We start from the raw sequence: 23123 nt of genomic DNA on the forward strand, positions 1-23123 counted from the left end.
CGGGGCAGATCCGTCGGCGTCAGAGCGATGTCGCCTCAGCGGCCGATCGCGAGTGCAGGGTTCGGTGTCGCAGGTTCCCGATCCAGCGCACGAGCACCGCGAGGACGAAGAAGGCGACGACCAGTACCAGGCACCACAGCGCGACCCCGCCGTATCCGCCGGAGGCCGCGGGGTTGAAGAACGGATACGGGTAGAAGCCGTCGATCGCTCCGCGGGCCACCGAGAAGATCGAGTACGCCGCCGGCCACACCATCCACCACAGCGCGATGCGGAAGGGAAGGCGACGGCGCGGAGCCCAGATGATCCAGTCGACCAGGCCGGCGACCGGCACGATCATGTGAAGGACGACATTGACCCAGGGGATCAGCTCGCCGAGGTCGGTGTCGGCGAGGATCGTGTTGAACACGACCCCGACGAACACGATGTAGACGACGGCACCGCCGCGGATCGCGACGTCGGACTCGGACGGATCCTTGCGTCCGGAGATCAGCCGCAGGGCGCTCACGATGAACACGATCGAGATCATGATGTTCGAGAGGTTCGTGAAGTAGCAGAAGAAGTTGAGGATGCTGTGGCCCTGGGGGATCGTCACGGCGAAGAACTGCACGCCCACGGCCGTGAGCGAGAGTACAGCGAAGGCGAGGCGGAAGACGATGGCGGCGACGCGCGGATTCATGAGACCAAGATATTGGTGGACAGCCGCCGTCCCGTGCCGGACACGAAGAAACCTCGGGAGATCTGGGATCTGCCGAGGTTTTCTGTGGGCGATACCGGACTCGAACCGATGACCTCTTCCGTGTGAAGGAAGCGCGCTACCAACTGCGCCAATCGCCCATACCTGTGGGGTACGTCAACAGATACTACCCGACGCTCGGAGGCCGTGAGGACCACTCGGCCAGACACGCGCGGGATTCGATTCCGGTTTGGACCCTCGCCGATCTTCGGCTAATGTTTCATGAGTGCCCGGGTCAACCGGGAACAAATGCGGATGTAGCGCAGTGGTAGCGCATCACCTTGCCAAGGTGAGGGTCGCGAGTTCGAATCTCGTCATCCGCTCGAGTGCAGTGAGTTTCTCTCGGAGACTCGAAGCACGTGGGGTCAATCCACACGGTGGCGTGGCCGAGCGGCTAGGCACCGGCCTGCAAAGCCGTTTACACGGGTTCGAATCCCGTCGCCACCTCGTCGCATACAAACTGAATAGCCTGTACAGGCGCGATTGGCGCAGCGGTAGCGCGCTTCCCTGACACGGAAGAGGTCACTGGTTCGATCCCAGTATCGCGCACAGACAAACCCCCGGTTCTCCGGGGGTTTTTTCGTGTCCCGGGGGAGTGCGGGAACAGTGAAGCGGCCTGCCGCCGTATCCCTTCACACGACGACAGGCCTCAAGGTTGCAGGGCTTAGCGCGGCGTTCCCCAGAACGGCACGCATCCGCTGCAGCTGACAACGGTAGCGAGAACCACGGACACGGCTAGGGGATTGACAGCCTCGACGGCCTCACCGGTATGTTGAGCATGGATCGCAGGAAATCGCGGTCTACGGGCCGGTGAAGTCCCCAGCAACACCGGCAGGTGGTCCCGAGGGTTCCCCAGACCTGCCGGGACCACCCCTGACTCTCGCCGCGTAACGATCGCGCATCTCCGCATCCGAGAGCGACATCACTCGCCGTAGCCTCAAACGCATGCGCAAGCAGATCAGCCGAGCCCTCTCGCCTGCCGCGGTCGGTATCGTGCTCGTCCTCACCGGCTGCACTGCCACCCACGCCTCGGCTGTTCGGATCAATTCCGATGGTTCTGTGGACTACGTCACTTGCGTCTCCGACGCGGACGATTGGTACGCCGTTTCGTACGAGTCAGACGACCAGCAACAGGGTGTCGAGCTGCACCCTGTCGAGGCTCTGTCCGCCTCCTCTGAGGGCTCTGTGGTTCACTTCTCGCCGCCCGACGACGAGTGGTATTCGATCGCCGTCGGTGCGTCCGTCTTCTCCTCGGTGAGGATCCGCTCGGAGAGTTTCACACCGGGCGAGTGGCAATGGAACAACGTCGGGTGGTTCGACACGAAGGATCGCTGTTCGATCGAGGAATGAGCGGTCGCTACGTCGGCGCCGGGCGCTTCGACGCCTCGCCTAGGCTGGGTGGATGCTCGCTGCCCTGATCCGCCCCGCTGAGAAGAAGACCGCGACCGTCGAGGGCACCGACATCCCGGAGCTCCGGGCACAGCTTCTCGCCCAGGCTCCGGCGGGCTGGGACATGGCCACTGCTCATGTGGAGATGAGGCCCGGCGGCATCCGTATCGTCGAGGGGCGTTTCCAGCGGCGCGACGAACCTCAGGAGATCGAAGCCGACGACATGGCGGCCCTCGAGGCCAAGGTGCCTGAGGGCTGGCAGATGCTCTCGGTGCGTCGCATCTGACCCCCCAACCCTTGCCACAGCCGATGTCCGCTGCGCAAGGGGGAAGCAGAATATCGGTGCGACCTCATAGTGTTCACGGGTGAACGATCCCCACTCCGCTTCCTCCGACGTCCTCTGGGCGTGCGTCGAGGAAGGATTCCATGTCGGCAGCCGCAGCGGAGACTTCCTGGGCTACGTCGATCGACAGCCTGACGGCAGCTACTCCGCGTTCGACGCACGCTCGCGCGCTCTCGGCAGCTTCTCGACCCTCGACGGCGCGACCGCCGCGGTCTCATCCTCGGGGGCACTGGCGTCGCCGGATGACGGCACCGACGAGCAGCTGAGGGGAGTGGTGCAGCTGTGAGCGCGGACGACACCACGCTGCTCTCGCTCGTGTATACGAGCCGAGCGGCTGCGCCGTTCCGGGAGACGGCCCTCACGCACCTTCTCGAGCAGGCCAGGAGCCTCAACGGTGCGCGCGACATCACCGGGATGCTGCTGTACCGCGGCGAGCGATTCATTCAGGTTCTGGAGGGCCCCGCTCATCTCGTGCGCGGACTCGCCCGCACCATCGGACGGGACGTGCGTCATCGCGACATGCGGATCCTGATGGAGGAGCCCATCGAGGAACGGCAGTTCGAGGACTGGACCATGGGATACCGGAGTCTGCAGGGCGAGCGGGACCATGCGCCGGCGGGCTTCCGCGATTCCTTCGCGGACCTCGAGTATGCCGACGAGAGGTCGACCACTCTTCGCGCGTTGGCCGAGCTCAGTCTGTGGTTCCGGGTGCGGGCCGATCGCAGCGTCACAGTCTGATCGCTCCGTGCAGCGCGGCAGCGAGCCGCCGTCTTCTAGAGTGAGCGTGTGAATCGCGTCCCCGACACCCGTCCGCAGCGCGTTCACGTCGGTTCGCTGAGGGACGACCTCGTCGCTCTCCTGGAGATCAGCTTCACGTTGCAGTGGCTGATCGTGTGGTTGCCGCGTGCGCTGCGCTGGATGATGCTGGCGGTTCTCGCGCTCTTCGTCATCGAATCCCTTTTCCTGGTCGTCGTCGGCCAACTCCTCCTCGCCGTCGCACTCGCCGTGACGGTGGCGGCCCTGACGACCCTGGCCGCCTGCCTCGTCATCGCCGACGCCGTGTACAGGCTGATGGACCGGAATCGTCTCGTGCTTTTCTCGAACGACCGGCAGGCGTCGATCGATGTGATCTTCGGGCGCCGCGACCGAGTTCTGCTCAGAGAGCACGGCCGTGTCATCGATGCGACGAGCGCACCGGCGCTGCGTGCCGACGTCGCGGCTTGGATCCGAACTCTCGATGGCGTCGAGGTCGACGTGCGCACGTGGAACGCGGCGATCGCCGCCCTCTGCACCGCGGAGTTTCCAGAACTCACCGCGCGCGGGAGGGATGGAATCGGCCGGATCCGTCTCGTCAGGCGTTCGGAGATGCCCGCCTCCGGCGCGCTCAGTCGAACCGTGTCGGACGGAAGCGCGCCAACTCGGGCGCGGGCAGCGAGGTCATGACCTCGTCGGCCACGAGCCTTCCGATCGTCGCCGCGAGGCAGACGCCGGGGTGCGCGACGGCGACGTGGAGCCCGGGGATGCGCGTGACGCCGACAGCGGGCTCTCCGTCGCTCGTCATCGGCCGCCAGCCGATCTCGGCGCCGAGCAGGCGGACGTCCTCTGCGCCGTCGAACGAATCGACCAGCAGTCGTCGGGCCATCTCGCCCGTGGCCAGCAGCGACTCGGCCGAGTCCTCGCCTGCGTAGCCGCGCGGCATCAGGATCGTGCCGTCCGGACTCTGCCGGGCCTCGAACTCGTCGTTCGCGACGATGTGCCCGATGAGTCCCGGCTCGGCCGCGAGGCGAACCATCACCGCGGGAGCCGACGCCAGGGGAAGGCTGACGCCGACCGAGCTGCAGAGCGCGGCCGCCCCCGTCCCCGCCGCGACGATGACGTTCGACGCTCCCAGTACGACATGGCCGAGGTCGACGCCGATCACGCCCGCGGCCTTACCACGGATCAGTCGCACCACTGGCGCTCCGAGCTGGATCTGCGCTCCGCGATGACGGGCGGCCTCGATCAGTTGCTCCGTGACGCGAACCGGATCGATCCACCCCTCCTCCGGGCTGAATCGGGCGGACGAGGGAAGTTCGGAGAGCCGCGGCTCGACGCCGATCGGCGGCTCGATCGCCTCTGCGCGACCGAACTCGTCACCCCACGTGAGCGCTCCGGACCAGTCCAGCTCGAGTCCCGGGATCTCCGCGCCGAGGCGCCTCCAGTCCTGCACCGAGAGGTCCCTGAGCCCGACGGCCGGCCCATCGGCGCCCCCGACGCTGCTGATCCAGGCGAACGAGTGCCGGGTCGCGCCGGACGCGGGAAGACCCGCATCTACAACGGTCACCGCCGCTCCGCGTGCTGCGAGGTGGTAGCCGATCGAAGCCCCGATCACGCCGGCACCGATCACGACCGTGTCGTGCATCTCCCACGGGCGCATGGCGTTCACCTCTCGCTCCGCGACCCGCGCTTGACCTCGTCATAGGCGGCGAGAGCCGCCTTGCGGGTCTCGCCGAGGTCGACGATCGGCTCGGTCGGGGCATCCGATGCCCATTGCGAGATGTAGACGCCCTGGGGGTCGAACTTCTTCGCCTGCAGCTCGGGGTTGAAAACGCGGAAATACGGCGCAGCATCCGCTCCGGACCCTGCCACCCACTGCCAGTTGAACGGGTTGCTCGCGTCGTCGGCGTCGACGAGCGTGTCCCAGAACCACTCCTCGCCGAGCCGCCAGTCGATGAGGAGGTTCTTGATGAGGAAAGACGCCGTCACCATCCGGACCCGGTTGTGCATGTACCCCGTGTGCCAGAGCTCGCGCATCCCGGCATCCACCAGCGGAATCCCCGTCTCGCCGTGCTGCCAGGCGTCGAGCCGCGACGGATCGAGCGGCGGCCAGGGGAACGCGTCGAAATCGCGCCGCAGGTTCTTCGTCGCGAGATCCGGGGCGTGGTACAGCGTGTGCCAGGCGAACTCCCGCCAGCCGAGCTCCGAGAGGAAGCGACCCGCTCCGTCCACGCCGACTGCCTCATGCCACACCGTGAACGGGCTCAGCTCGCCCCAGCGGAGTCTCGGCGAGAGCAGCGAGGTCGCACCCGCAGACGGCTCGTCACGAGCGCTGTCGTACCCGGGGAGATCGGTGTCGAGGAACTCCTTCAGCCGCCGCCGTGCGGCCGGTTCGCCCGGTTCCCACGTCTCGCGAAGACCCGCCGCCCAGTCCGGCGCCGTGGGCAGGAGCTCCCAGTCGTCGAGCGCGTCGGATGCCGGGACCGGCGTCGCGCCGGGAATCTCCCGCGGTTCCGGGAGCGGAGCACGAGGCGCGGGGAGCGCGAGGCAGGCCCGCCAGAACGGCGTGAACACCGAGTAGTGCGTGCCGCTGCCCGTCGTGACGGTCCAGGGCTCATGAAGCAGCGACGCGGCGAACGAGGCGACCGTCACGCCCTCTTCGCGCAGGGCCGACTTGACGCCGGCATCGACGTCTCGTTCGGGACCTCCGTATCTGCGGTTCCAGAACACGGCACCGGCCCCGGAATCCGCGACCAGGTCACGCACGATGCGACCGGCCGCGCCCCGCCGCAGGATCAGCTCCGCTCCGCGCTCCCGCAGACGTTCCGCGAGCGAGGCGAGCGAATGATGCAGCCACCAGAGCGAGGCGCCGCCGAGGGCGCGGATGCCGTCGGACTCCTCATCCAGGACGAACAGCGCGATGATCGGCTCACCGAGATCGAGCGCGGCGCGCAGGGCAGGATTGTCGGCCAGTCGAAGGTCGTCGCGGAACCAGACGATCGAGGGAGAGGACATGGCCCCATTGTCGCCGACCCTGGCGACAATACGTGCCCGCCTCTGTGGCTTTTCAGCGACGGCGAGCCGGTACGTCGTTCGTCGCCCAGAGCGACCAGAGCACGAGCAGCGGCTGCAGGAAGAGCCGCCCGAGCCGTCGAGCATCCGTATCGAGCCCGGGCGTCGAGCGGCGCGTCTGCCACTGATGGATGTTGCCGGGGAGGACGGCGACGAAGAAGGCCGCCGTGGCCCAGCCGATCCGGCGCCGTTCGCGGGGGAGCGCGATCAGGCCGGCGGACAGAGCGATCTCGGCGGCACCGGAGGCGAGGACGATGTCGTTCTTGTCGAGCTTCGTCAGCTCCACCGCCCAGTCCGGGACGACGACGCGGAACCCGCGGGTCGACGTGAAGTGCATGACGCCGATCGCGCCGAGCGCGATCGCGAGGATCCATCGGGCGACTGCTCTCATTCCCTCACGGTACGTGATGAGGCGGTCCTTCGCCGCCAGGAGCGTCATACCCAGGGGGCAGACGATGTTGGCACCCCGGTAGCTGTCCGCGTGGCGCGCCGCATACTTACGCTGACGTCATGCGCACTCCATTCCTCGCTTTCGCCACCACCGCTCTCTTCGTCGTCACCGCTGCGACGGCACTCTCGGGGTGCGCGGCGCTCGACTCCGGACCCGCGGTCACCCAAGAGCGGGAGATCTCGGATGTCAGCGTCGTGGAGCTCGACAGCTCCGGCGACCTGACGGTCACGCTCGGCGCGACGCCGTCACTGACCGTGACCGCCGGCGAGCGGGTCATCGACAGCCTCACGGCAGATGTGGAGGACGGCGTCCTGCGCCTCGGCATGAACGGAGAGCCGATGCTGGGCAACGGGAAGATCCGCTACGCGCTCACGGTGAGCTCTCTCGAGTCGCTCACCGTCCTCGGATCGGGCGATGCCTCGATCGACCTCTCGGGGGCGAACGAGCCGACGATCACCGTCCGCGGTTCGGGCGATGTCGACGCCACCGGCATCGACGCAGGGACCGCCATCCTCACGATCGACGGCTCTGGCGCCATCGATGTCCGCGACGCCGTGGTCGAAGAGCTCGTCGTGCGGATCGAGGGATCGGGCGGAGTCTCGATCGCGGGAACCGCCGGAACGCAACGGGTCGACATCAACGGCGACGGCGGCTATGAGGCGTCCGGTCTGCGCAGCACCCAGGCGTTCGTCACCATTCGCGGCGCGGGCAGCGCCGATGTGACCGCGGAGGGGACGCTCGACGCCGTCATCGACGGCAGCGGCGACATCTCCTACAGCGGCGATGCCCGCGTCACGGAGGACGTGTCAGGTTCCGGCGACGTCAGCCGAGGCTGAACGAAGCCGGCGGATCAGTCCGACGGCTGACGCACTGCCTCCCACGCGAGGAAGCCGTCGACGATGTCCTTCGCGTGCGTGTGGTGGAGGTAATGGTCTCCGGCCAGAGGGATGACGGTTCCGTCCATCACGCTCGCCGCCTGTCGCTCGTGCAGGTCGAGCCACTCGGGGACGGTCTTGTTCTGCTTCTGGACGAACAGGAGCAGCGGGAGGTCATCCGGGAACTCCTTGCCCTCGGCTTCGCGGAACGTCTCTCCGAGACGCGACATCGCGTCGACGTAGGTCGGCGCCAAGGTGTTCCGATTCGTGAACATGTGCATCTGCTCACGATCCTCCGCTGAATAGGTCGGCGGGATGTACCCGCCATCGGCCGCGCCGGCGATGATCCGCATCAGACCGAGATTCCTGGCCGTGACGAGGAGTCCGATCGGCAACTCGACGTCTGCGCTCGGCTGCCCGGGGAGGCTGCTGTCGATGCCCACGAATGCCCTCACCTCGTCGGGGTAGCGTTCGGCGAACTCGATCGCGTAGATCCCGGCGATCGAATGCCCCATGAGTGTGTACTCGTCGACGCCGAGCGACTGCAGGGCATCGTGGACCTCGCTCACGATGTTCTCCGTCGTGCGTGCCTTCTCGGTGCCGTCGCTCAGGCCGTAGCCGAACGGCTCGACCACGACGACGCGATGATCGTCCGCGAGATCGGGGATGAGGGGGCTGAAGTCGATCACCGGCGACGCGGTGCCGAACCCTGGGAGCATCACGATCGTCTCGGGGCCCTCGCCCGTGACCAGGACGTTCATGTCACGCCCGTCCACCGAGACCGCCTGCCCGTAGGTTGCGATCGCGTCCTTCTCCGATTCGGTCGCGACGACGTTCACGACCGTCGTCGTGGCGAGGCCGACGACGATCACCGTCGCGATGCCGGTGAGGGTGAGCAGTGTCCGTCTGACTGCCTTCTTCATTGCTGTCCTTTCCGAGCACGCGATGCATGCACCTTCCCAGCCTGATCTCGGAGGCGCGCGCAAGCATCCGCCCGTCGTAGACACTTCCGTACCGCGTTCGCGGTAGGCGAGTCTCATCCCCGGGAGGGACTCGCCCCGTGCGTCAGCCCGGAATACTGGAGGGGTGTCGTCCTTCCGTTTTCCCCGTCCGGCGACATTGCTGACCGACGTCCTCGCGGTGGCCATCGTCATCCTGCTCGCATTCCTTCCCTACCCCGATGCGGTGTTCCAGGCTCGTGGGCTGCTGCTCGTCCCGGCCTTGCTGCCGGCCGCGCTGATGCCCTTCCGTCGTCGGCTGCCGATCATGGTCCTCGCCGTCAGCCTGGGATGCAGCACGCTCACCGCGCTGTTCGGGTTGCTCCCGCCCGGAGTCATGATCGCCATCGCGGTGGCGGCGTTCGCCGTCACCGACCGGGTGGCACGGCCGGTCGGGCTGCTGCTGGTTGGCGCGGCCTCGATCCTGGTCTTCTGCACGAACGCGATCACGCTCGACGGCGAGGTCTTCGACTCGCGTGCCCTGCAGTTCCTGCTCTTCATCGTCCTCGCCGGTGCCGTCGGAGACGCGACTCGATCCCGACGGGAGTACGCCGCGGCGATGAGAGAGCGCGCCGAACGAGCCGAACGCGGTCGAGAAGAGGAGGCGCGGCGACGCGTGGCGGAGGAGCGCGTACGCATCGCTCGCGATCTCCACGACATCGTCGCCCACCAGATCGCGGTCATCAGCCTGAACGCGGGCGTCGCCTCATCGGCGATCGAGGCGCGGCCGGAACGGGCACGAGAAGCGCTCACCGCGATCCGTGCGGCCGCTCGAACCGTTCTGACCGATATCGGTGGGCTGATGTCGGTGCTGCGCGACGGTGACACGGACGTGCCGGGCGACCGGCATCCGCCCATAGGACTGGACGGAGTGGACGATCTTGTGGCGCAGGTCGAGGCGGCAGGGTTGCGCGTCGATCTGCGCCGGGATGCGGAGCTCGCTGCGCTCGCGGGATCGAGCGATCATGTGGCCTACCTGGCGATTCGAGAAGGGCTCACGAATGCCCACAAGCACGGAGAGGGCGATCGGGCGGCGCTCGCGATTCGCGGCGGTGACGGCGTGGTCGACATCGTCGTGACCAATGCCGTCGGCGAGGAGAGCCCGGATGCCACGCCGAGCGGCCACGGACTGCGTGGGTTGCGGGAGCGCGTGGCCGCCGTGCGAGGGCGTGTCGTCGTCTTGCGCGACCAGGACGAGTTCCGGCTTCACGTCGCGATCCCGACAGCGGGAGATCACGCATGACGCGCGTCCTCATCGTCGACGATCAACCACTGATCCGCCAGGCTGTCCGCGACATCCTCGCGGACGGAGGGCTGCAGGTGGTCGGAGAGGCGGCGAACGGGCGCTCAGCAGTCGTCGCCGCGCGGGAGACCCTGCCCGACGTCGTCCTGATGGACATCCGGATGCCGGAACTCGACGGCATCGCGGCCACCGCGGAGATCTGCGCAGAGCAGGGGAGCGGCACGCGGGTGCTGATCCTCACGACGTTCGAAGAGGACGAGTACGTCGTTGCGGCGTTGCGGGCCGGGGCCAGCGGGTTCATCGGAAAGGGTGCGGAACCGGAGGAGATCGTCGAGGCGGTTCGCACGATCCATCGCGGCGAGGCGCTGCTGTCGCCCGCAGCGACCCGCGCGCTGATCGCCCGCACCGTGATGCCGCGGCGTCCCGCTGCAGACGCCTGGGACTCGCCCGCGTTGCGACAGATCACCGTCCGCGAACGCGAGGTGCTGCTCCGAGTCGCCGGCGGCGCGACCAATCAGCAGATCGCCGAGCAGCTGGTCATCTCTCCGCACACCGCGAAGACCCACGTGAACCGGATAATGTCGAAGCTCGGTGCATCCGATCGCGCGCAGCTGGTGATCCTCGCCTACGAGACCGGGCTCGTCGTCCCTGACACACTGGCGGGATGACCGTCTTCCGCATCGTGGTTCTGTTCGTCCTCGCGGCTCTCGCCGAGATCGGTGGCGCGTGGCTGATCTGGCAGGCGGTGAAAGAGGATCGCGGCTGGATCTTCGCGGTCCTCGGAGTGATGGCGCTCGGCGCCTACGGATTCATCGCGGCCCTGCAGCCGGACGCGAACTTCGGTCGGGTGCTCGCCTCGTACGGCGGGATCTTCATCGCTGGCTCGCTCGCCTGGGGAATCATCGTCGACGGCTTCAAGCCGACCGTGTGGGACTGGGTCGGTTCGTCGGTCGCCCTCGTCGGCGCCGCGATCGTGATCCTCGCGCCGACGGCCTCGAGCACGGCATCCGAGGCCGTCGCGTAGCGGTCCGGAGCGCCTGGGCGGAGCGGTAACCTGGGTAGTGACCCAGATGGAGAGTTTCTGTGCCTGAAAACGCCCGGCCGCACGATGGCTTCGCCCTGTTCACCGACCGAAACGTCGTCGCCATGCGCGTCAACGGCGACCTCAAGGATCTCGCCACGACCGTGACGGATGCCGACGAGGTCGAACCGGTGACGATCGACAGCGCCGACGGTCTGAACATCCTCCGCCACTCGGCCGCTCACGTCCTCGCGCAGGCGGTGCAGCGCATCAACCCGCAGGCGAACCTGGGCATCGGTCCGCCCATCACCGACGGCTTCTACTACGACTTCGGTGTCGAGACCCCGTTCACCCCCGAGGACATCAAGGCCATCACGAAGGAGATGCAGCGCATCATCCGCGAAGGACAGCGCTTCGTCCGCCGCGTCGTGACGGATGACGAGGCACGCGCCGAGCTCGCCGATGAGCCGTTCAAGCTGGAGCTCATCGGACTCAAGGGCCCGGGCAAGGAGGTCGCCGAGGGTGCCTCCGTCGAGGTCGGCGAGGGCGAACTCACGATCTACGACAACACCACGCGCGACGGCGAGGTCGTCTGGAAGGACCTCTGCCGCGGACCGCACCTGCCGAACACCCGCATGATCGGCAACGGCTGGGACCTCACCCGCATCGCCGCCGCCTACTGGCGCGGCAGCGAGAAGAACCCGCAGCTGCAGCGCATCTACGGCACGGCATGGCCGACGAAGGACGAGCTGCGCGCCTACCAGCACCGCCTCGAGGAGGCCGCCAAGCGCGACCACCGCCGCCTCGGCAAGGAGCTCGACCTGTTCTCGTTCCCGGAGGAGATCGGCTCCGGCCTCTCGGTCTGGCACCCTCGCGGCGGCATGATCCGCGGCGAGATGGAGCAGCACGCCCGCAAGCGCCACATCGAGGGCGGCTACACCTACGTGTACACCCCGCACATCTCGAAGGAAGACCTCTTCCTCACCTCGAACCACCTCGTCACGTACAAGGAGGGCATGTTCCCGCCGATCGTGATGGACGAGGAGCGCGATGACGAGGGCAACATCACCAAGCAGGGCCAGGACTACTACCTGAAGCCCATGAACTGCCCGATGCACATCCTCATCTACAAGGAGCGCGCGCGCAGCTACCGGGATCTGCCGCTGCGGTTCGCCGAGAACGGCACGGTCTATCGCAACGAGCTCTCCGGCGCGCTGCACGGTCTCACCCGCGTGCGGGGCTTCACTCAGGACGACTCGCACCTGTTCGTCACGCCCGACCAGCTCGAGGACGAGGTCTCGAAGGTCCTCGACTTCATCCTCTCGATGCTGCGCGACTTCGGCCTGACCGACTTCGAGCTCGAGCTCTCGATGAAGGACGACGAGAAGTCGAAGTGGATCGGCTCGGACGAGTTCTGGGAGTCGTCGACCGATGCGCTGCGCCGCGTCGCCGTGGCATCCGGCCTCAAGCTCACCGAGGTTCCCGGTGAGGCGGCCTTCTACGGTCCCAAGATCGACCTGAAGACCCGTGACGCGATCGGCCGCACCTGGCAGCTCTCGACCGTCCAGGTCGACCCCAACCTGCCGGAGCGCTTCGACCTGGAGTTCATGGACAAGGACGGGCAGAAGAAGCGTCCGATCATGATCCACCGCGCGCTCTTCGGCTCGATCGAGCGATTCTTCGCGATCCTGCTTGAGCACTACGCGGGGGACTTCCCGGTGTGGCTGTCGCCCGTGCAGGTCGTGGGCATTCCGGTCGCCGAAGAGTACGCCGACTACCTCGGTGAGGTCATCACGACGCTGCGGGACTCCGGCGTGCGCGCCGAACTCGACACCTCGGACGACCGGATGCAGAAGAAGATCCGCAACCACACCACCGGCAAGGTGCCGCTGCTGCTGATCGCGGGGGAGCAGGACCGTGCTGCCGGCACCGTCTCGTTCCGCTACCGCGACGGCACTCAGGAGAACGGCGTGCCGATCGCGGATGCCGTCGCCCGCATCCGCGCGGCGATCGACTCGCACGCCCTGGTGCAGACGGCGGGGGAACTGGCGTGACCCGCAGGCATGCTCAGGGACTCAGCCATGGCTGAGCTGGAGGATGCCGGGCGCCTCGTCGGCGTGCCCGACGAGTTCCAGCGGCTGTGGACCCCGCACCGGATGGCCTACATCCAGGCGGGGCCGGAGCCGCTGCGCGACGAGTGCCCGTTCTGCGAGGCGCCGAAGCATGCGGACCCCGACCGGCTGATCGTCGCGCGCGGGGAGACGGCCTACGTGCTGCTGAACCTGTTCCCGTACAACTCCGGTCACCTGCTGGTCTGCCCGTATCGCCACATCGCGACCTACGACCAGGCGACGCCCGAAGAGGTCGCCGAGATCGGTGCGCTCACGCAGACGGCGATGCGCGTCCTGCGCGAGGTGTCGCGCTGCGACGGATTCAACCTCGGCATGAATCAGGGTGCCGTGGCGGGCGCCGGCGTCGACGGCCACCTGCACCAGCACGTCGTGCCGCGGTGGACATCGGACGCCAACTTCTTCCCGATCATCGCCAAGACCAAGGCGCTGCCGCAGCTTCTCGGCGAGGTTCGCGAGGCCGTGGCGAACGCCTGGCCGCGCTGAACGCGTTTCGGCTCGTCGCTTCGCTCAACGACCACCGGATGCGGGGTCGCTGAGCTTGTCGAAGCGTCTGCCCTTCGACAAGCTCAGGGACCCAAAGGCAGGTTTGACGCTCAGCGCACCTGGCGCGCGCTGAACTGCATGCGGGGGTTCGCGTAGAACTCCTGGGCCTCGACGAGCTGCAGTTCGCGCTCCCCGGAGTCGAGCGTCGCCTTGAGCAGGTCGTAGACGCTGGATGCCGTGCGCTCCAGCGCCGTCTGGGCGCTGCCTGTCTCGACATAGTGCGCAGTGAACAGTGCAGCCGTGACGTCGCCGGAACCGTTCGCCTTCATCGGCAGATGCGGGGTCTGCACGATCCACGCGCCGGCGTCGTCGACGACGAGCATCTCGATCGTGCCCTCTTCGCGGTCGGGCCGCTCGACGCTCGTGACGAGCACCGTCCGGGGCCCCATCGCCCGCGCCAGGTCGGCCGAGGCGAGGGTCGACTCGAGAGTGTCCGGCTCGGTGCCGGTGAGGAAGCCGAGCTCGAACTGGTTCGGGGTGATGATGTCGGCCACCGGCACCACGCGCTCCCGCAGCAGCACCGGGATCGCCGGGGCGACGAAGCAGCCGGACTTCGCGTTGCCCATGACCGGGTCGCACGCGTAGACGGCGTTCGGGTTCGCGGCCTTGACGCGTGCGACGGCGTCGATGATCACGTCGCCGATGCCCTCGCCGCCCTGATAGCCGCTGAGCACCGCGTCGACCTGCCCGAAGACGCCGCGCTCCTCGATGCCGGTGATGACCTCGCGCACATCGTCGGGCGCGATCAGCGGCCCTCTCCATGCGCCGTAGCCGGTGTGGTTGGAGAAGTTCACCGTGTAGACCGGCAGCACCTCCACGCCGATGCGCTGCAGCGGGAAGACGGCGGCGGAGTTTCCGACGTGGCCGTAGGCGACGGCCGACTGGATGGAGAGGATCTTCATTCTCCGATCCTTTCATTCAAGGCGGCCCGGTGTCCGCGGCGGGTGGTCAACGCACGGCGGCGACGAGGTCCGCGACGAGCGTCGCGGCGTCCTGATCGTCGAGGTCGTGCACGGTGAGGCGCAGGTGGTGGGAGGGCTCGGCGCGATCGTCCAGGGCGAACTCGTCGCCGGTACGTGCGAGCCAGCCGCGCCGCATCAGGCGCTCGGCCACGATACGGGCCGACTGAGGCAGTTCGACCCAGAGGCTCAGCCCGTCCGAGGTCGGTGCAGGGATGCCGTGGTCGCGCAGCCGCGCGGAGAAGGCGGCGTTGCGCTCGGCGTAGTGCGCGGCCGCGGCCGCGACCTCGGCGGTCACCGCCTCATCCGTGAGCTGCGTCAGCGCGAGGCGCTGCAGCAGATGGCTGACCCACGTGGTGCCGGGGCTCAGGCGCATCGCCAGCCGGTCCGCGGTCTCGGCGTCGGTCGCGGCGACCGCGAGGCACATGTCCGGGCCCAGGAACTTCGACACCGAGCGTACGAGGGCGAATCGGCGGTGGTCCGGACCGATGAGCGACTCGTAGGGCCGCTGCGAGAGCATCGAGAAGTGGTCGTCTTCGATGATCAGGACGTAGGGGTGATCGGCCAGCACTGCACGCAGCGCGGCCGCGCGCTCGGCGGTGAGGCTCGCGCCGGTCGGATTCTGCGCGCGCGGTGTGCAGATGACCGCACGGACGCCCGCGTCCAGAGCGGCACGTAGGCCGTCGACGGTCATGCCCTGCTCGTCCACGGGCACCGCGATGGCGCGGTATCCGCCGAGTCTCACGGTGTGGATGCTGGCGAGGAAGCACGGATCCTCGAGCGCCACGGCATCGTCGCGCATCAGTGCCTGTGCCAGCAGACGCTCGACCGCATCGACGGCGCCGCTCGTGATCGTCACGCGGAACTCGGCGTCGAGGTCGGCGGCGACCCAGGTCCGCGCCCACTCGTCGAGGCCCCGGTCGATCACGGGTTCGCCGTAGAGCACGGGCCGGCTCGCGATGTTCATGAGCGCAGGGGAGGGGTCGGGGATGAGGCGGGGATCGGGGTTGCCGGTGCCGACGTCGCGCAGCACGGTGTCGGCGGCATAGCCCTCTTGCGGGACGGATTCGTGGCCCGTCACGACCGTTCCTGCGCGTCCGCGCGATACCACCAGCCCTGCCTGGGCGAGCTGCCGGTAGGCGGCCACCGCGGTGTTCCGATTCACGCCGAGACGCGCGGCGAGCTCTCGCACCGGCGGCAGCGGGCTCCCCGGACGCAGGATGCCGCGGTCGCGGAGTCCGCGCACGCTGTCGGCGATGTCGGCCGCCGTGGTTCCTGTGATCTCGTCGCTCATGACTTCTCGATTCTAGGTCGTTTCGGACAGTGCTATGTTTGGCCTAGATCAATCCAGACTTTGTTGCTCACGACAGTGGCGCACCCGACAGGAGTCCTCATGACCGACCAGACCACCACCGGATCCTCGCGCGTCAAGCGTGGCCTCGCCGAGATGCTCAAGGGCGGCGTCATCATGGACGTCGTCACCGCCGAGCAGGCCAAGATCGCCGAGGACGCCGGCGCCGTCGCCGTCATGGCGCTCGAGCGCGTGCCTGCCGACATCCGCGCGCAGGGCGGCGTCTCGCGGATGAGCGACCCCGACATGATCGACAGCATCATCGACACGGTCTCGATCCCGGTCATGGCGAAGGCGCGCATCGGGCACTTCGTCGAGGCGCAGATCCTGCAGGAGCTCGGCGTCGACTACATCGACGAGTCGGAGGTGCTCTCGCCGGCCGACTACGTGAACCACATCGACAAGTTCGGCTTCAAGGTCCCCTTCGTCTGCGGCGCCACCAACCTCGGTGAGGCTCTCCGCCGCATCAACGAGGGTGCCGCGATGATCCGCTCCAAGGGCGAGGCCGGCACGGGCGACGTCTCCGAGGCGATGAAGCACATCCGCAAGATCCGCGGCGAGATCGCCGCGCTCACCGCGCTGCCGAAGGATGAGCTGTTCGTCGCCGCGAAGGAACTGCAGGCGCCCTACGAGCTCGTCGCCGAGATCGCCGAGACCGGCAAGCTCCCCGTCGTGCTGTTCGTGGCCGGCGGTGTCGCGACCCCCGCGGATGCCGCGATGATGATGCAGCTCGGCGCCGACGGCGTGTTCGTAGGCTCGGGCATCTTCAAGGCGGGCAACCCCGTCGAGCGCGCGAAGGCGATCGTCAAGGCGACCACGTTCTACGACGACGCGAAGGTCGTCGCGGAGGCCTCGCGCGGACTCGGCGAGGCGATGGTCGGCATCAACGTCTCCGACCTGCCGGCTCCGCACCGCCTCGCCGAGCGTGGCTGGTAAGCCGAAGGTCGGCGTCCTCGCGCTGCAGGGCGACGTGCGCGAGCACGCCGCCCTGCTCGCCGAACTCGGAGCCGACGTCACGCTCGTCCGGCGCCCGGAGGAGCTCGCGGCCGTCGACGGCCTCGTCATCCCGGGTGGCGAGTCCAGCGTGATCGACAAGCTGTCCCGGATCTTCGGGATGCAGGAGCCGATACGTGCGGCGATAGCCGCAGGGATGCCCGTGCTCGGCACCTGCGCCGGGCTGATCCTGCTCGCCGACACCGTCGTGGATGCGATCGACGGTCAGGAGTCGTTCGGGGGCATCGACGCCGTGGTGCGGCGCAACGCGTTCGGCCGGCAGGTCGAGTCCTTCGAAGCGGAGCTCACCGTCGCAGAGCTCGGACCGGATCCGGTGAAGGCTGCCTTCATCCGCGGCCCCGTCGTCGAATCCGTCGGGCCGGCCGCCGAGGTTCTCGCGGCTCTGCCCGACGGACGCGTCGTCGCCGTGGAGCAGGGCAGCCTGCTCGGGCTGAGCTTCCACCCGGAGATCACGGGAGAGACGCGCTTCCATCGGCGGTTCCTCGACAGGGTGCGCGCCGTCTCCGCGGCAGCCGCCTAGCTCGCGACCAGTCGGCGGATCGCCCCGATGGTGCGCTCGATGTCATCGGGAGTCGTCGCCCACGATGACATCGAGCAGCGGAGCGACGCCCTGCCGCGCCACTCCGCGCCGGTGACGGCGGCCGTCCCGTCGCGGAGGATCGCCTCGCCCAATGCCCGGGTCGCGGCATCCGTCCCGGCCCGGAACATGACCTGCGTGTAGTCGACGTCGTTGAGGATCTCGATCTCGTCGATGGATGCGAGCCCCGTCGCCATCGCGACGGCGTTCTCATGCAGGCGGTCGATGAGGGCGGCGATGCCCGACCGGCCGAGGCTGCGCATCGCTGCCCAGGCCGGAACGCCGCGGGCGCGACGCGAGAGCTCGGGCGTGACATCCCAGGGATCGAGGCCCGAGTAGATCAGATAGTCGCCGCCGGTCCGGAACGCCGCGATCGAATCGGCCGGGTCGCGCACGATCGCCATGCCGCAGTCGTAGGGCACGTTCAGCGTCTTGTGGGCATCCGTCGCCCAGGAGTCCGCCTGCTCCATTCCGAGCGTGAGCGGGCGCAGAGAGTCGGATGCCGCGGCCCACAGTCCGAATGCTCCGTCGACGTGCACCCAGGCGTCGTGTCGCTTGGCGATCGGGATCAGCGTGGCGAAGTCGTCGAACGCCCCGGTGTGCACCTCGCCGGCCTGTAGGCAGACGATCGTCGGGCCGTCTCCGCCGAGGAGAGCCTGCTCGAGAGCATCCGCTCGCATCCTGCCCTGGTCGTCGGATTCCACGACCGTCAGCTCGGATCGCCCGATGCCGAGAAACCGGGCCGCCCGATCGATCGAGCCGTGCCGGTCTGCGCCGACCACGAATCGCATCGGGGGAGCGCCGCGCAGACCGCGCTCGGCGAGATCCCACCCCGCGCGCCCCAGTGCGGCGACGCGGGCGGTCGACAGACACGTGAAGTTCGCGAGCTGCCCACCTGTCACGAAGCCGACGCTCGCCGTCGCGGGGAGGCCGAAGAGTTCGAGCATCCACTGCCCGGCGATGCGCTCCATGGCGACGGTCGCGGGTGTGAGGGTGGACGAGCCGGAGTTCTGATCCCACGCCGAGACGAGCCAGTCCGCGGCCAGGGCGGCCGGATGCGTGGCGCCGATCACGAAACCGAAGAAGCGCCCGCCCGGTATCGCGACGAGCCCGGGCTCGGCACGCTCGGCGATCTCCTCGATCACCGCGGCAGGGTTGGTGCCGTCCTCCGGCAGCTGCCCGCCGAAGGCGTCCAGCATCTCGTCCAGGCTCGCGCGCGGCCACACCGGTCGGTCATCGAGAGTCTCCAGGAACTCCGTCGCGAGGCGGTGGGCGGCATCGAGAGCATGCGTTCTGTCGTCGAAGCCACTCGGGTCCATGGGTCAGGACTACACCCGCGAGCCCTCTCGCACCAGACGGATATCAGGGGAGGCGCCGCTGGGAGAGCAACCAGTCGTAGATCTGGGGGTTCTCGTAGGTCTCGGTCCAGGAATCGTGGCCGACGCCCGCGTATCGGGTGAACTGCGGGTCGGCGCCGAGTGAACGGAGCTCGGTCACGATCTGCTCCGTGGCGGAGATCGGCACGACATCGTCCGCGTCGCCGTGGAAGGCCCAGACGGGCACGGTGCGGATCGGCGCAGCGCTCTGCATCCACAGCCCGCCGCAGATCGGCGCGATCGCGGCGAATCGATCGGGATACCGCACCGCCAGGCTCCAGGTTCCGTACCCGCCCATGCTGAGCCCGGTCACCGATACGCGTGCCGGATCCACGCGGTGCGCCGCGACGACCTCGTCGACCAGCCCCGACAGCGTCGAGAGCTCTGCGACCCACTGGCTCGAGGCGGCGCACTGGGGTGTGACGAGGATGAACGGGAACTCGTGACCGGCAGCCGCCAGCTTCGGCGGGCCGTGCAGCGCAGCCAGTTCGAGGTCGGCACCCCGCTCGCCCGCGCCATGGAGGAACAGCACGAGCGGCCAGCGTCGGTCCGGGTCGGCGTCGTAGTCGTCGGGCAGATGGATCAGGTATCGCAAGGTGTCGGCCGGCGTCGGCTCGTCGTCGCGCACCTCGGAAGAGCGGAGGACCGGGGTGATGTGTCGGGATCTGCGCATATCTCCATCCTGCGCCACTCGCGCAGTTCGTTAGGATTGACGATGCCCTGGGTGCGAGCTCCGGGGCGGATACGACGAGCGGAGACTTATGTCCGGGCATTCCAAGTGGGCGACCACGAAGCACAAGAAGGCCATCATCGACTCCCGACGGGCGAAGTCGTGGGCCAAGCTCATCAAGAACATCGAGGTCGCGGCGAAGCTCGGCGGCGCCGACATGGCCGGCAACCCGACCCTGTTCGACGCGGTGCAGAAGGCCAGGAAGACCTCGGTCCCCAAGGACAACATCGACCGCGCGGTGAAACGCGGAGCGGGCATCGGCGGCGAAGCCGTCGAGTACCTCTCGATCATGTACGAGGGATACGGGCCCAACGGTGTGGCCCTCATGATCGAGTGTCTGACCGACAACAAGAACCGCGCGGCCGCAGAGGTGCGCACGGCACTCACCCGCAACGGCGGAACTCTCGCCGACCCGGGGAGCGTGGCCTACAACTTCAGCCGCAAGGGCGTCATCGTCGTCGGCTCTGAAGGCACCACCGAGGACGACGTGATGATGGCGGCGCTCGAGGCCGGTGCCGAGGAGATCGAACCGCACGCCGAGGGCTTCGAGGTCATCACCGAGGCGCATGATCTGGTCGCGGTGCGCAGTGCACTGCAGGAGGCCGGGATCGACTACGAGTCCGCCGACGTGGAGTTCGTCCCGAACCTCAAGGTCGAGATCGACGCCGACACCGCTCGCAAGGTCTTCCGTCTCATCGACGCGCTCGAGGACAGCGAGGACGTGCAGAACGTCTTCACGAACTTCGACCTGTCGACCGAGGTGCAGGCGGAGCTCGAGAACGACGACGCCTGAGGCGAGCCTGACGGCCGTCCTCGGCCGCCCGGCTTAGCCTGGGGGAGTGACCTCCTCCCTGCGCGTGCTCGGCATCGATCCCGGCCTCACCCGGTGCGGTGTCGGTGTCGTCGACGTCGACCGGTCGCGCCGCGGAACTCTCGTGCACGTGGGGGTCATCCGCTCCTCTCCGGATGCCGAGATCGGCGACCGTCTCGCGATCGTCGCAGCCGGCATCCGCGAGGTGATCGCCGAGTACCGACCGGATGCCGTCGCCGTCGAGCGTGTGTTCGCGCAGCAGAACACCCATACGGTGATGGGCACGGCGCAGGCGAGCGGCGTCGCGCTGCTGATCGCCGCGGAATCCGGGCTTCCCGCCGCCACGCACACGCCGAGCGAGGTCAAGGCGGCTGTCACCGGGTACGGCTCCGCCGACAAGCGCCAGGTGCAGGCCATGATCGCCCGCATCCTCCGCCTGGACGCGCCGCCGCAGCCCGCTGATGCGGCGGATGCTCTCGCGATCGCCCTGTGCCACGCCTGGCGCCGGGGCGGTGCGGTCGCCACGCAGGGCGCGCTCACGCCGGCGCAGCGTGCCTGGGCTGCCGCAGAGCGTGTCGCTCGAACATAGCTACGAGTCACGCCGTAGGCTGACGGGATGATCTCCTCTCTGCACGGCGTCGTCCTGCACTCGACGCCCGACCAGGTCGTCATCGAGGTGGGTGGAGTCGGGTTCTCCGTCGCCGTCCCGGCCGATGTCGCGCACACGGCGACCGTGGGGGAGCAGCTCCGGCTGCACACCAGCCTCATCGTCCGCGAGGATGCCCTGTCGCTGTTCGGGTTCACCGACCGCAGCGAGCTGGAGGTCTTCGGGCTGCTGATCAGCGTCACCGGGGTGGGACCGAAGTCGGCGCTCGGAGTGCTCTCGCACCTCACCGTCGACCAGATCGCGGATGCCGTGACGTCCGAAGACGACGCGCCGTTCCGCCGGGTCTCGGGCATCGGTCCGAAGACCGCGAAGCTCATCGTGCTCCAGCTCGCCGGCAAGGTGCATCCCAGCGCGGTGTCGTCGTCGAGGCCGATCCCCGCGACGGGCGGCGACGTCGTCTCGCAGGTCGCTGCGGCCCTCGTGGGTCTCGGCTGGTCGGAGAAGGTCGCCGCCGAGGCGGCGGCGCAGACCGCGGCCGACGCCACCGACGCCGAGCGCAGCTCCGTCGCCTCGCTCCTGCGGAGCACGCTCGCCCTGCTCGGACCGGCTCAGGGAGGACAGGCGCGTGTCTGACGCCCGCGATGCCACCGAGCCCGTCGACGACACCGAGCTCGCGATCGAGGGCGCCCTGCGCCCGGCCAGCCTCAGCGAGTTCGTCGGTCAGCAGAAAGTCCGCGGGCAGCTGCAGCTGCTTCTCGAGGCGGCCCGCATCCAGAGCCGCCCCGCCGATCACATCCTCCTGGCCGGCCCGCCCGGACTCGGCAAGACCACGCTCGCGATGATCGTCGCGCACGAGAGCGACCGGCCGTTGCGCCTGTCCAGCGGGCCGGCGATCCAGCATGCCGGGGATCTCGCCGCGCTCCTGTCGAGCCTGGTCCCCGGTGAGGTCCTCTTCATCGACGAGATCCACCGAATGGCCCGCTCCGCGGAGGAGATGCTGTACCTCGCGATGGAGGACTACCGCATCGACATCATGGTCGGCAAGGGCGCCGGCGCCACCAGCATCCCGCTCGAACTCGCTCCGTTCACCCTGGTCGGCGCGACGACCAGGTCCGGGCTGCTGCCGAACCCGCTCCGCGATCGCTTCGGATTCACCGGACACCTGGAGTTCTACGACGAGCGGGAGCTCGAGCAGGTCATCGAGCGGTCGGCGATCGTGCTGGGCGTGGAGATCCCCCGGGACTCGCTCGCGGAGATCGCCCGGCGCTCCCGCGGTACTCCGCGCATCGCGAACCGTCTGCTCCGACGCGTCCGCGACTACGCACTGGTGCACGGCGACGGGTCGGCGACCATCCATGACGTCCGGGCCGCTCTCGAGCTCTACGACGTCGATGCGATCGGTCTCGACCGGCTGGATCGCGCCGTGCTGGAAGCGCTCGTCCGGCGGTTCCGCGGCGGACCGGTGGGACTCAGCACGCTCGCCGTCGCGGTCGGCGAAGAGGGCGAGACCGTCGAGAGCGTCGTCGAACCGTACCTCGTCCGCATCGGGTTCCTCGGTCGCACACCGCGGGGCAGAGTCGCGATGCCGGAGGCGTATGCGCACCTGGGTGTCCCGCACCCAGACGGGGCGCTTCGTCTTGATGACCTATAATCGCTGAAGACTTCCCCCCGGATACCTCTGTGCGCCCAAAGGCTGGTGCGTGCACCTGAGAAAGGCGCTTCCCCCATGCCCATGGAATTCATCCTCTTCGGTCTTCTGGCCGTTCTTCTCGTCTTCATGATCTTCAACACGCGCAAGCGCACCAAGGCGATGAAGGCCGAGCAGGAGGAGAAGGCGACCAAGACCGTCCCCGGCGTCAAGGTGCTGCTGCAGGGCGGCATCTACGGCACGATCGTCGCCTACGACCCCGAGGACCTCGACTCCCCGGCGCTCGTCGAGATCGCTCCCGGCACCATCATCGAGGTGCACAGCCAGGCCATCCTCCGCATCGTCGAGCCCAAGGACGTCGTCGTCGAGGAGCCCGTGGTCGTCGAGGACGACGTCGTGGCGAACGAGACCGACGCTCCGGCGATCGAGACGACCGAGGAGACGCGCGCGCGTCTCGAGCGGGACGCAGACGACAAGTAAGCACGACCGCCGCC

At 68.3% G+C, this 23123-nt stretch carries 27 protein-coding genes and 4 tRNA genes; 21 read left to right on the forward strand and 10 right to left on the reverse strand.

The annotated features are described in order from the left end of the window. Positions 1 to 19 precede the first annotated feature (19 nt). Both ABD648_RS02020 and ABD648_RS02025 read right to left on the reverse strand, forming a co-directional pair. Entirely contained in the window at positions 20 to 676 is a 657-nt protein-coding gene (locus ABD648_RS02020; RefSeq protein WP_282217065.1) for a Pr6Pr family membrane protein, read from the reverse strand. Between the two features lie 85 nt (positions 677 to 761). Beyond that, positions 762 to 834 (reverse strand) — tRNA-Val (locus ABD648_RS02025). Positions 835 to 984: 150 nt separating this feature from the next. On the opposite strand from ABD648_RS02025, the gene ABD648_RS02030 reads away from it, so the two are divergent. The 8 genes from ABD648_RS02030 (at position 985) to ABD648_RS02065 (ending at position 3908) form a co-directional block, all read left to right on the forward strand. Beyond that, a tRNA-Gly gene (locus ABD648_RS02030) sits at positions 985 to 1056 on the forward strand. A gap of 53 nt (positions 1057 to 1109) precedes the next feature. Continuing rightward, positions 1110 to 1180 (forward strand) — tRNA-Cys (locus ABD648_RS02035). A gap of 30 nt (positions 1181 to 1210) precedes the next feature. Then, a tRNA-Val gene (locus ABD648_RS02040) sits at positions 1211 to 1282 on the forward strand. A 396-nt stretch (positions 1283 to 1678) separates the two neighbouring features. Further along, the gene (locus tag ABD648_RS02045; RefSeq protein WP_282217066.1) at positions 1679 to 2083 is read left to right on the forward strand and encodes a hypothetical protein; all 405 of its coding nucleotides are present in this window, start codon (positions 1679 to 1681) and stop codon (positions 2081 to 2083) included. Between the two features lie 52 nt (positions 2084 to 2135). Next, positions 2136 to 2408 carry a hypothetical protein gene (locus ABD648_RS02050; protein ID WP_282217067.1) on the forward strand — a complete coding sequence of 91 codons (273 nt, stop codon included), beginning with the start codon at positions 2136 to 2138 and terminating at the stop codon, positions 2406 to 2408. Between the two features lie 79 nt (positions 2409 to 2487). Beyond that, a complete protein-coding gene (locus tag ABD648_RS02055) occupies positions 2488 to 2751 on the forward strand; it encodes a hypothetical protein (RefSeq protein WP_282217068.1) in 264 nt (87 codons plus the stop codon). Next, complete coding sequence (locus ABD648_RS02060) at positions 2748 to 3203, forward strand: BLUF domain-containing protein (RefSeq protein ID WP_282217069.1); 456 nt, start codon at positions 2748 to 2750, stop codon at positions 3201 to 3203. Before ABD648_RS02055 ends, ABD648_RS02060 begins: the two co-directional genes overlap by 4 nt. Before the next feature lie 48 nt (positions 3204 to 3251). Beyond that, a complete protein-coding gene (locus tag ABD648_RS02065; protein ID WP_282217070.1) occupies positions 3252 to 3908 on the forward strand; it encodes a hypothetical protein in 657 nt (218 codons plus the stop codon). On the opposite strand, the gene ABD648_RS02070 is transcribed toward ABD648_RS02065, so the two are convergent. From ABD648_RS02070 to ABD648_RS02080, 3 genes are read right to left on the reverse strand one after another with little or no spacing between them, the layout of a single operon-like run. Continuing rightward, a complete protein-coding gene (locus ABD648_RS02070) occupies positions 3850 to 4881 on the reverse strand; it encodes an NAD(P)/FAD-dependent oxidoreductase (protein WP_282217477.1) in 1032 nt (343 codons plus the stop codon). The genes ABD648_RS02065 and ABD648_RS02070 overlap by 59 nt on opposite strands. 5 nt (positions 4882 to 4886) lie before the next feature. Continuing rightward, positions 4887 to 6236, reverse strand: coding sequence for a cryptochrome/photolyase family protein (locus ABD648_RS02075; protein ID WP_282217071.1), 1350 nt, complete (start codon positions 6234 to 6236; stop codon positions 4887 to 4889). 52 nt (positions 6237 to 6288) lie between these two features. Next, the gene (locus ABD648_RS02080) at positions 6289 to 6684 is read right to left on the reverse strand and encodes a DoxX family protein (protein ID WP_282217072.1); all 396 of its coding nucleotides are present in this window, start codon (positions 6682 to 6684) and stop codon (positions 6289 to 6291) included. A 119-nt stretch (positions 6685 to 6803) separates the two neighbouring features. On the opposite strand from ABD648_RS02080, the gene ABD648_RS02085 reads away from it, so the two are divergent. Continuing rightward, positions 6804 to 7580, forward strand: a complete 777-nt coding sequence (locus ABD648_RS02085) for a GIN domain-containing protein (RefSeq protein WP_282217073.1) — start codon at positions 6804 to 6806, stop codon at positions 7578 to 7580. A gap of 14 nt (positions 7581 to 7594) precedes the next feature. Here the strand turns inward: ABD648_RS02085 and ABD648_RS02090 are convergent, their stop codons facing one another. Beyond that, positions 7595 to 8542 (reverse strand): alpha/beta hydrolase, encoded by a 948-nt coding sequence (locus ABD648_RS02090; RefSeq protein ID WP_282217074.1) that lies wholly within the window; start codon positions 8540 to 8542, stop codon positions 7595 to 7597. A gap of 163 nt (positions 8543 to 8705) precedes the next feature. Between ABD648_RS02090 and ABD648_RS02095 the strand changes: the two genes are divergently transcribed. The 5 genes from ABD648_RS02095 to ABD648_RS02115 all read left to right on the forward strand — a co-directional run bounded on the left by ABD648_RS02095 (position 8706) and on the right by ABD648_RS02115 (position 13496). Continuing rightward, on the forward strand, positions 8706 to 9860 hold the full coding sequence (locus ABD648_RS02095; protein WP_282217075.1) for a sensor histidine kinase: 1155 nt from the start codon (positions 8706 to 8708) through the stop codon (positions 9858 to 9860). Next, entirely contained in the window at positions 9857 to 10528 is a 672-nt protein-coding gene (locus ABD648_RS02100) for a response regulator transcription factor (RefSeq protein WP_282217076.1), read from the forward strand. Before ABD648_RS02095 ends, ABD648_RS02100 begins: the two co-directional genes overlap by 4 nt. Beyond that, on the forward strand, positions 10525 to 10884 hold the full coding sequence (locus ABD648_RS02105) for a YnfA family protein (protein WP_282217077.1): 360 nt from the start codon (positions 10525 to 10527) through the stop codon (positions 10882 to 10884). The genes ABD648_RS02100 and ABD648_RS02105 overlap by 4 nt, the downstream gene beginning before the upstream one ends. 122 nt (positions 10885 to 11006) lie before the next feature. Continuing rightward, the gene (gene thrS / locus ABD648_RS02110) at positions 11007 to 12935 is read left to right on the forward strand and encodes a threonine--tRNA ligase (RefSeq protein WP_282217478.1); all 1929 of its coding nucleotides are present in this window, start codon (positions 11007 to 11009) and stop codon (positions 12933 to 12935) included. A gap of 27 nt (positions 12936 to 12962) precedes the next feature. Then, the gene (locus tag ABD648_RS02115; RefSeq protein WP_282217078.1) at positions 12963 to 13496 is read left to right on the forward strand and encodes an HIT family protein; all 534 of its coding nucleotides are present in this window, start codon (positions 12963 to 12965) and stop codon (positions 13494 to 13496) included. 110 nt (positions 13497 to 13606) lie between these two features. Here ABD648_RS02115 and pdxY read toward each other — a convergent pair whose 3' ends face one another. Beyond that, positions 13607 to 14458, reverse strand: coding sequence for a pyridoxal kinase PdxY (gene pdxY / locus ABD648_RS02120; protein ID WP_282217079.1), 852 nt, complete (start codon positions 14456 to 14458; stop codon positions 13607 to 13609). 46 nt (positions 14459 to 14504) lie between these two features. Beyond that, entirely contained in the window at positions 14505 to 15809 is a 1305-nt protein-coding gene (locus tag ABD648_RS02125) for an aminotransferase class I/II-fold pyridoxal phosphate-dependent enzyme (protein ID WP_282217080.1), read from the reverse strand. 99 nt (positions 15810 to 15908) lie between these two features. On the opposite strand from ABD648_RS02125, the gene pdxS reads away from it, so the two are divergent. Together pdxS and pdxT are read left to right on the forward strand one after the other, a co-directional pair. Next, positions 15909 to 16802, forward strand: coding sequence for a pyridoxal 5'-phosphate synthase lyase subunit PdxS (pdxS, locus tag ABD648_RS02130; RefSeq protein WP_282217081.1), 894 nt, complete (start codon positions 15909 to 15911; stop codon positions 16800 to 16802). Beyond that, positions 16792 to 17400: a pyridoxal 5'-phosphate synthase glutaminase subunit PdxT gene (gene pdxT / locus ABD648_RS02135; protein ID WP_282217082.1), complete on the forward strand. Its 609-nt coding sequence runs from the start codon at positions 16792 to 16794 to the stop codon at positions 17398 to 17400. Before pdxS ends, pdxT begins: the two co-directional genes overlap by 11 nt. Here pdxT and ABD648_RS02140 read toward each other — a convergent pair. Next, entirely contained in the window at positions 17397 to 18776 is a 1380-nt protein-coding gene (locus ABD648_RS02140) for a pyridoxal phosphate-dependent decarboxylase family protein (RefSeq protein ID WP_282217083.1), read from the reverse strand. The two genes, pdxT and ABD648_RS02140, sit on opposite strands and share 4 nt — an antisense overlap. A gap of 43 nt (positions 18777 to 18819) precedes the next feature. Continuing rightward, positions 18820 to 19506: a carboxylesterase family protein gene (locus ABD648_RS02145; protein ID WP_282217084.1), complete on the reverse strand. Its 687-nt coding sequence runs from the start codon at positions 19504 to 19506 to the stop codon at positions 18820 to 18822. 88 nt (positions 19507 to 19594) lie between these two features. Here ABD648_RS02145 and ABD648_RS02150 point away from each other — a divergent pair, with 88 nt between their 5' ends. From ABD648_RS02150 to ABD648_RS02170, 5 genes are all read left to right on the forward strand, one after another. Continuing rightward, complete coding sequence (locus ABD648_RS02150; RefSeq protein ID WP_282217085.1) at positions 19595 to 20356, forward strand: YebC/PmpR family DNA-binding transcriptional regulator; 762 nt, start codon at positions 19595 to 19597, stop codon at positions 20354 to 20356. A 46-nt stretch (positions 20357 to 20402) separates the two neighbouring features. Then, on the forward strand, positions 20403 to 20963 hold the full coding sequence (ruvC, locus tag ABD648_RS02155) for a crossover junction endodeoxyribonuclease RuvC (protein WP_282217086.1): 561 nt from the start codon (positions 20403 to 20405) through the stop codon (positions 20961 to 20963). A gap of 27 nt (positions 20964 to 20990) precedes the next feature. Beyond that, the gene (gene ruvA, locus ABD648_RS02160; protein WP_282217087.1) at positions 20991 to 21614 is read left to right on the forward strand and encodes a Holliday junction branch migration protein RuvA; all 624 of its coding nucleotides are present in this window, start codon (positions 20991 to 20993) and stop codon (positions 21612 to 21614) included. Continuing rightward, positions 21607 to 22632: a Holliday junction branch migration DNA helicase RuvB gene (gene ruvB / locus ABD648_RS02165; RefSeq protein ID WP_282217088.1), complete on the forward strand. Its 1026-nt coding sequence runs from the start codon at positions 21607 to 21609 to the stop codon at positions 22630 to 22632. The genes ruvA and ruvB overlap by 8 nt, the downstream gene beginning before the upstream one ends. A gap of 75 nt (positions 22633 to 22707) precedes the next feature. Further along, positions 22708 to 23109, forward strand: a complete 402-nt coding sequence (locus ABD648_RS02170) for a preprotein translocase subunit YajC (RefSeq protein WP_350352280.1) — start codon at positions 22708 to 22710, stop codon at positions 23107 to 23109. Positions 23110 to 23123 lie beyond the last annotated feature (14 nt).

The organism is Microbacterium luteolum (assembly GCF_039533965.1).
In the GTDB taxonomy this organism is placed as follows: domain Bacteria; phylum Actinomycetota; class Actinomycetes; order Actinomycetales; family Microbacteriaceae; genus Microbacterium; species Microbacterium luteolum.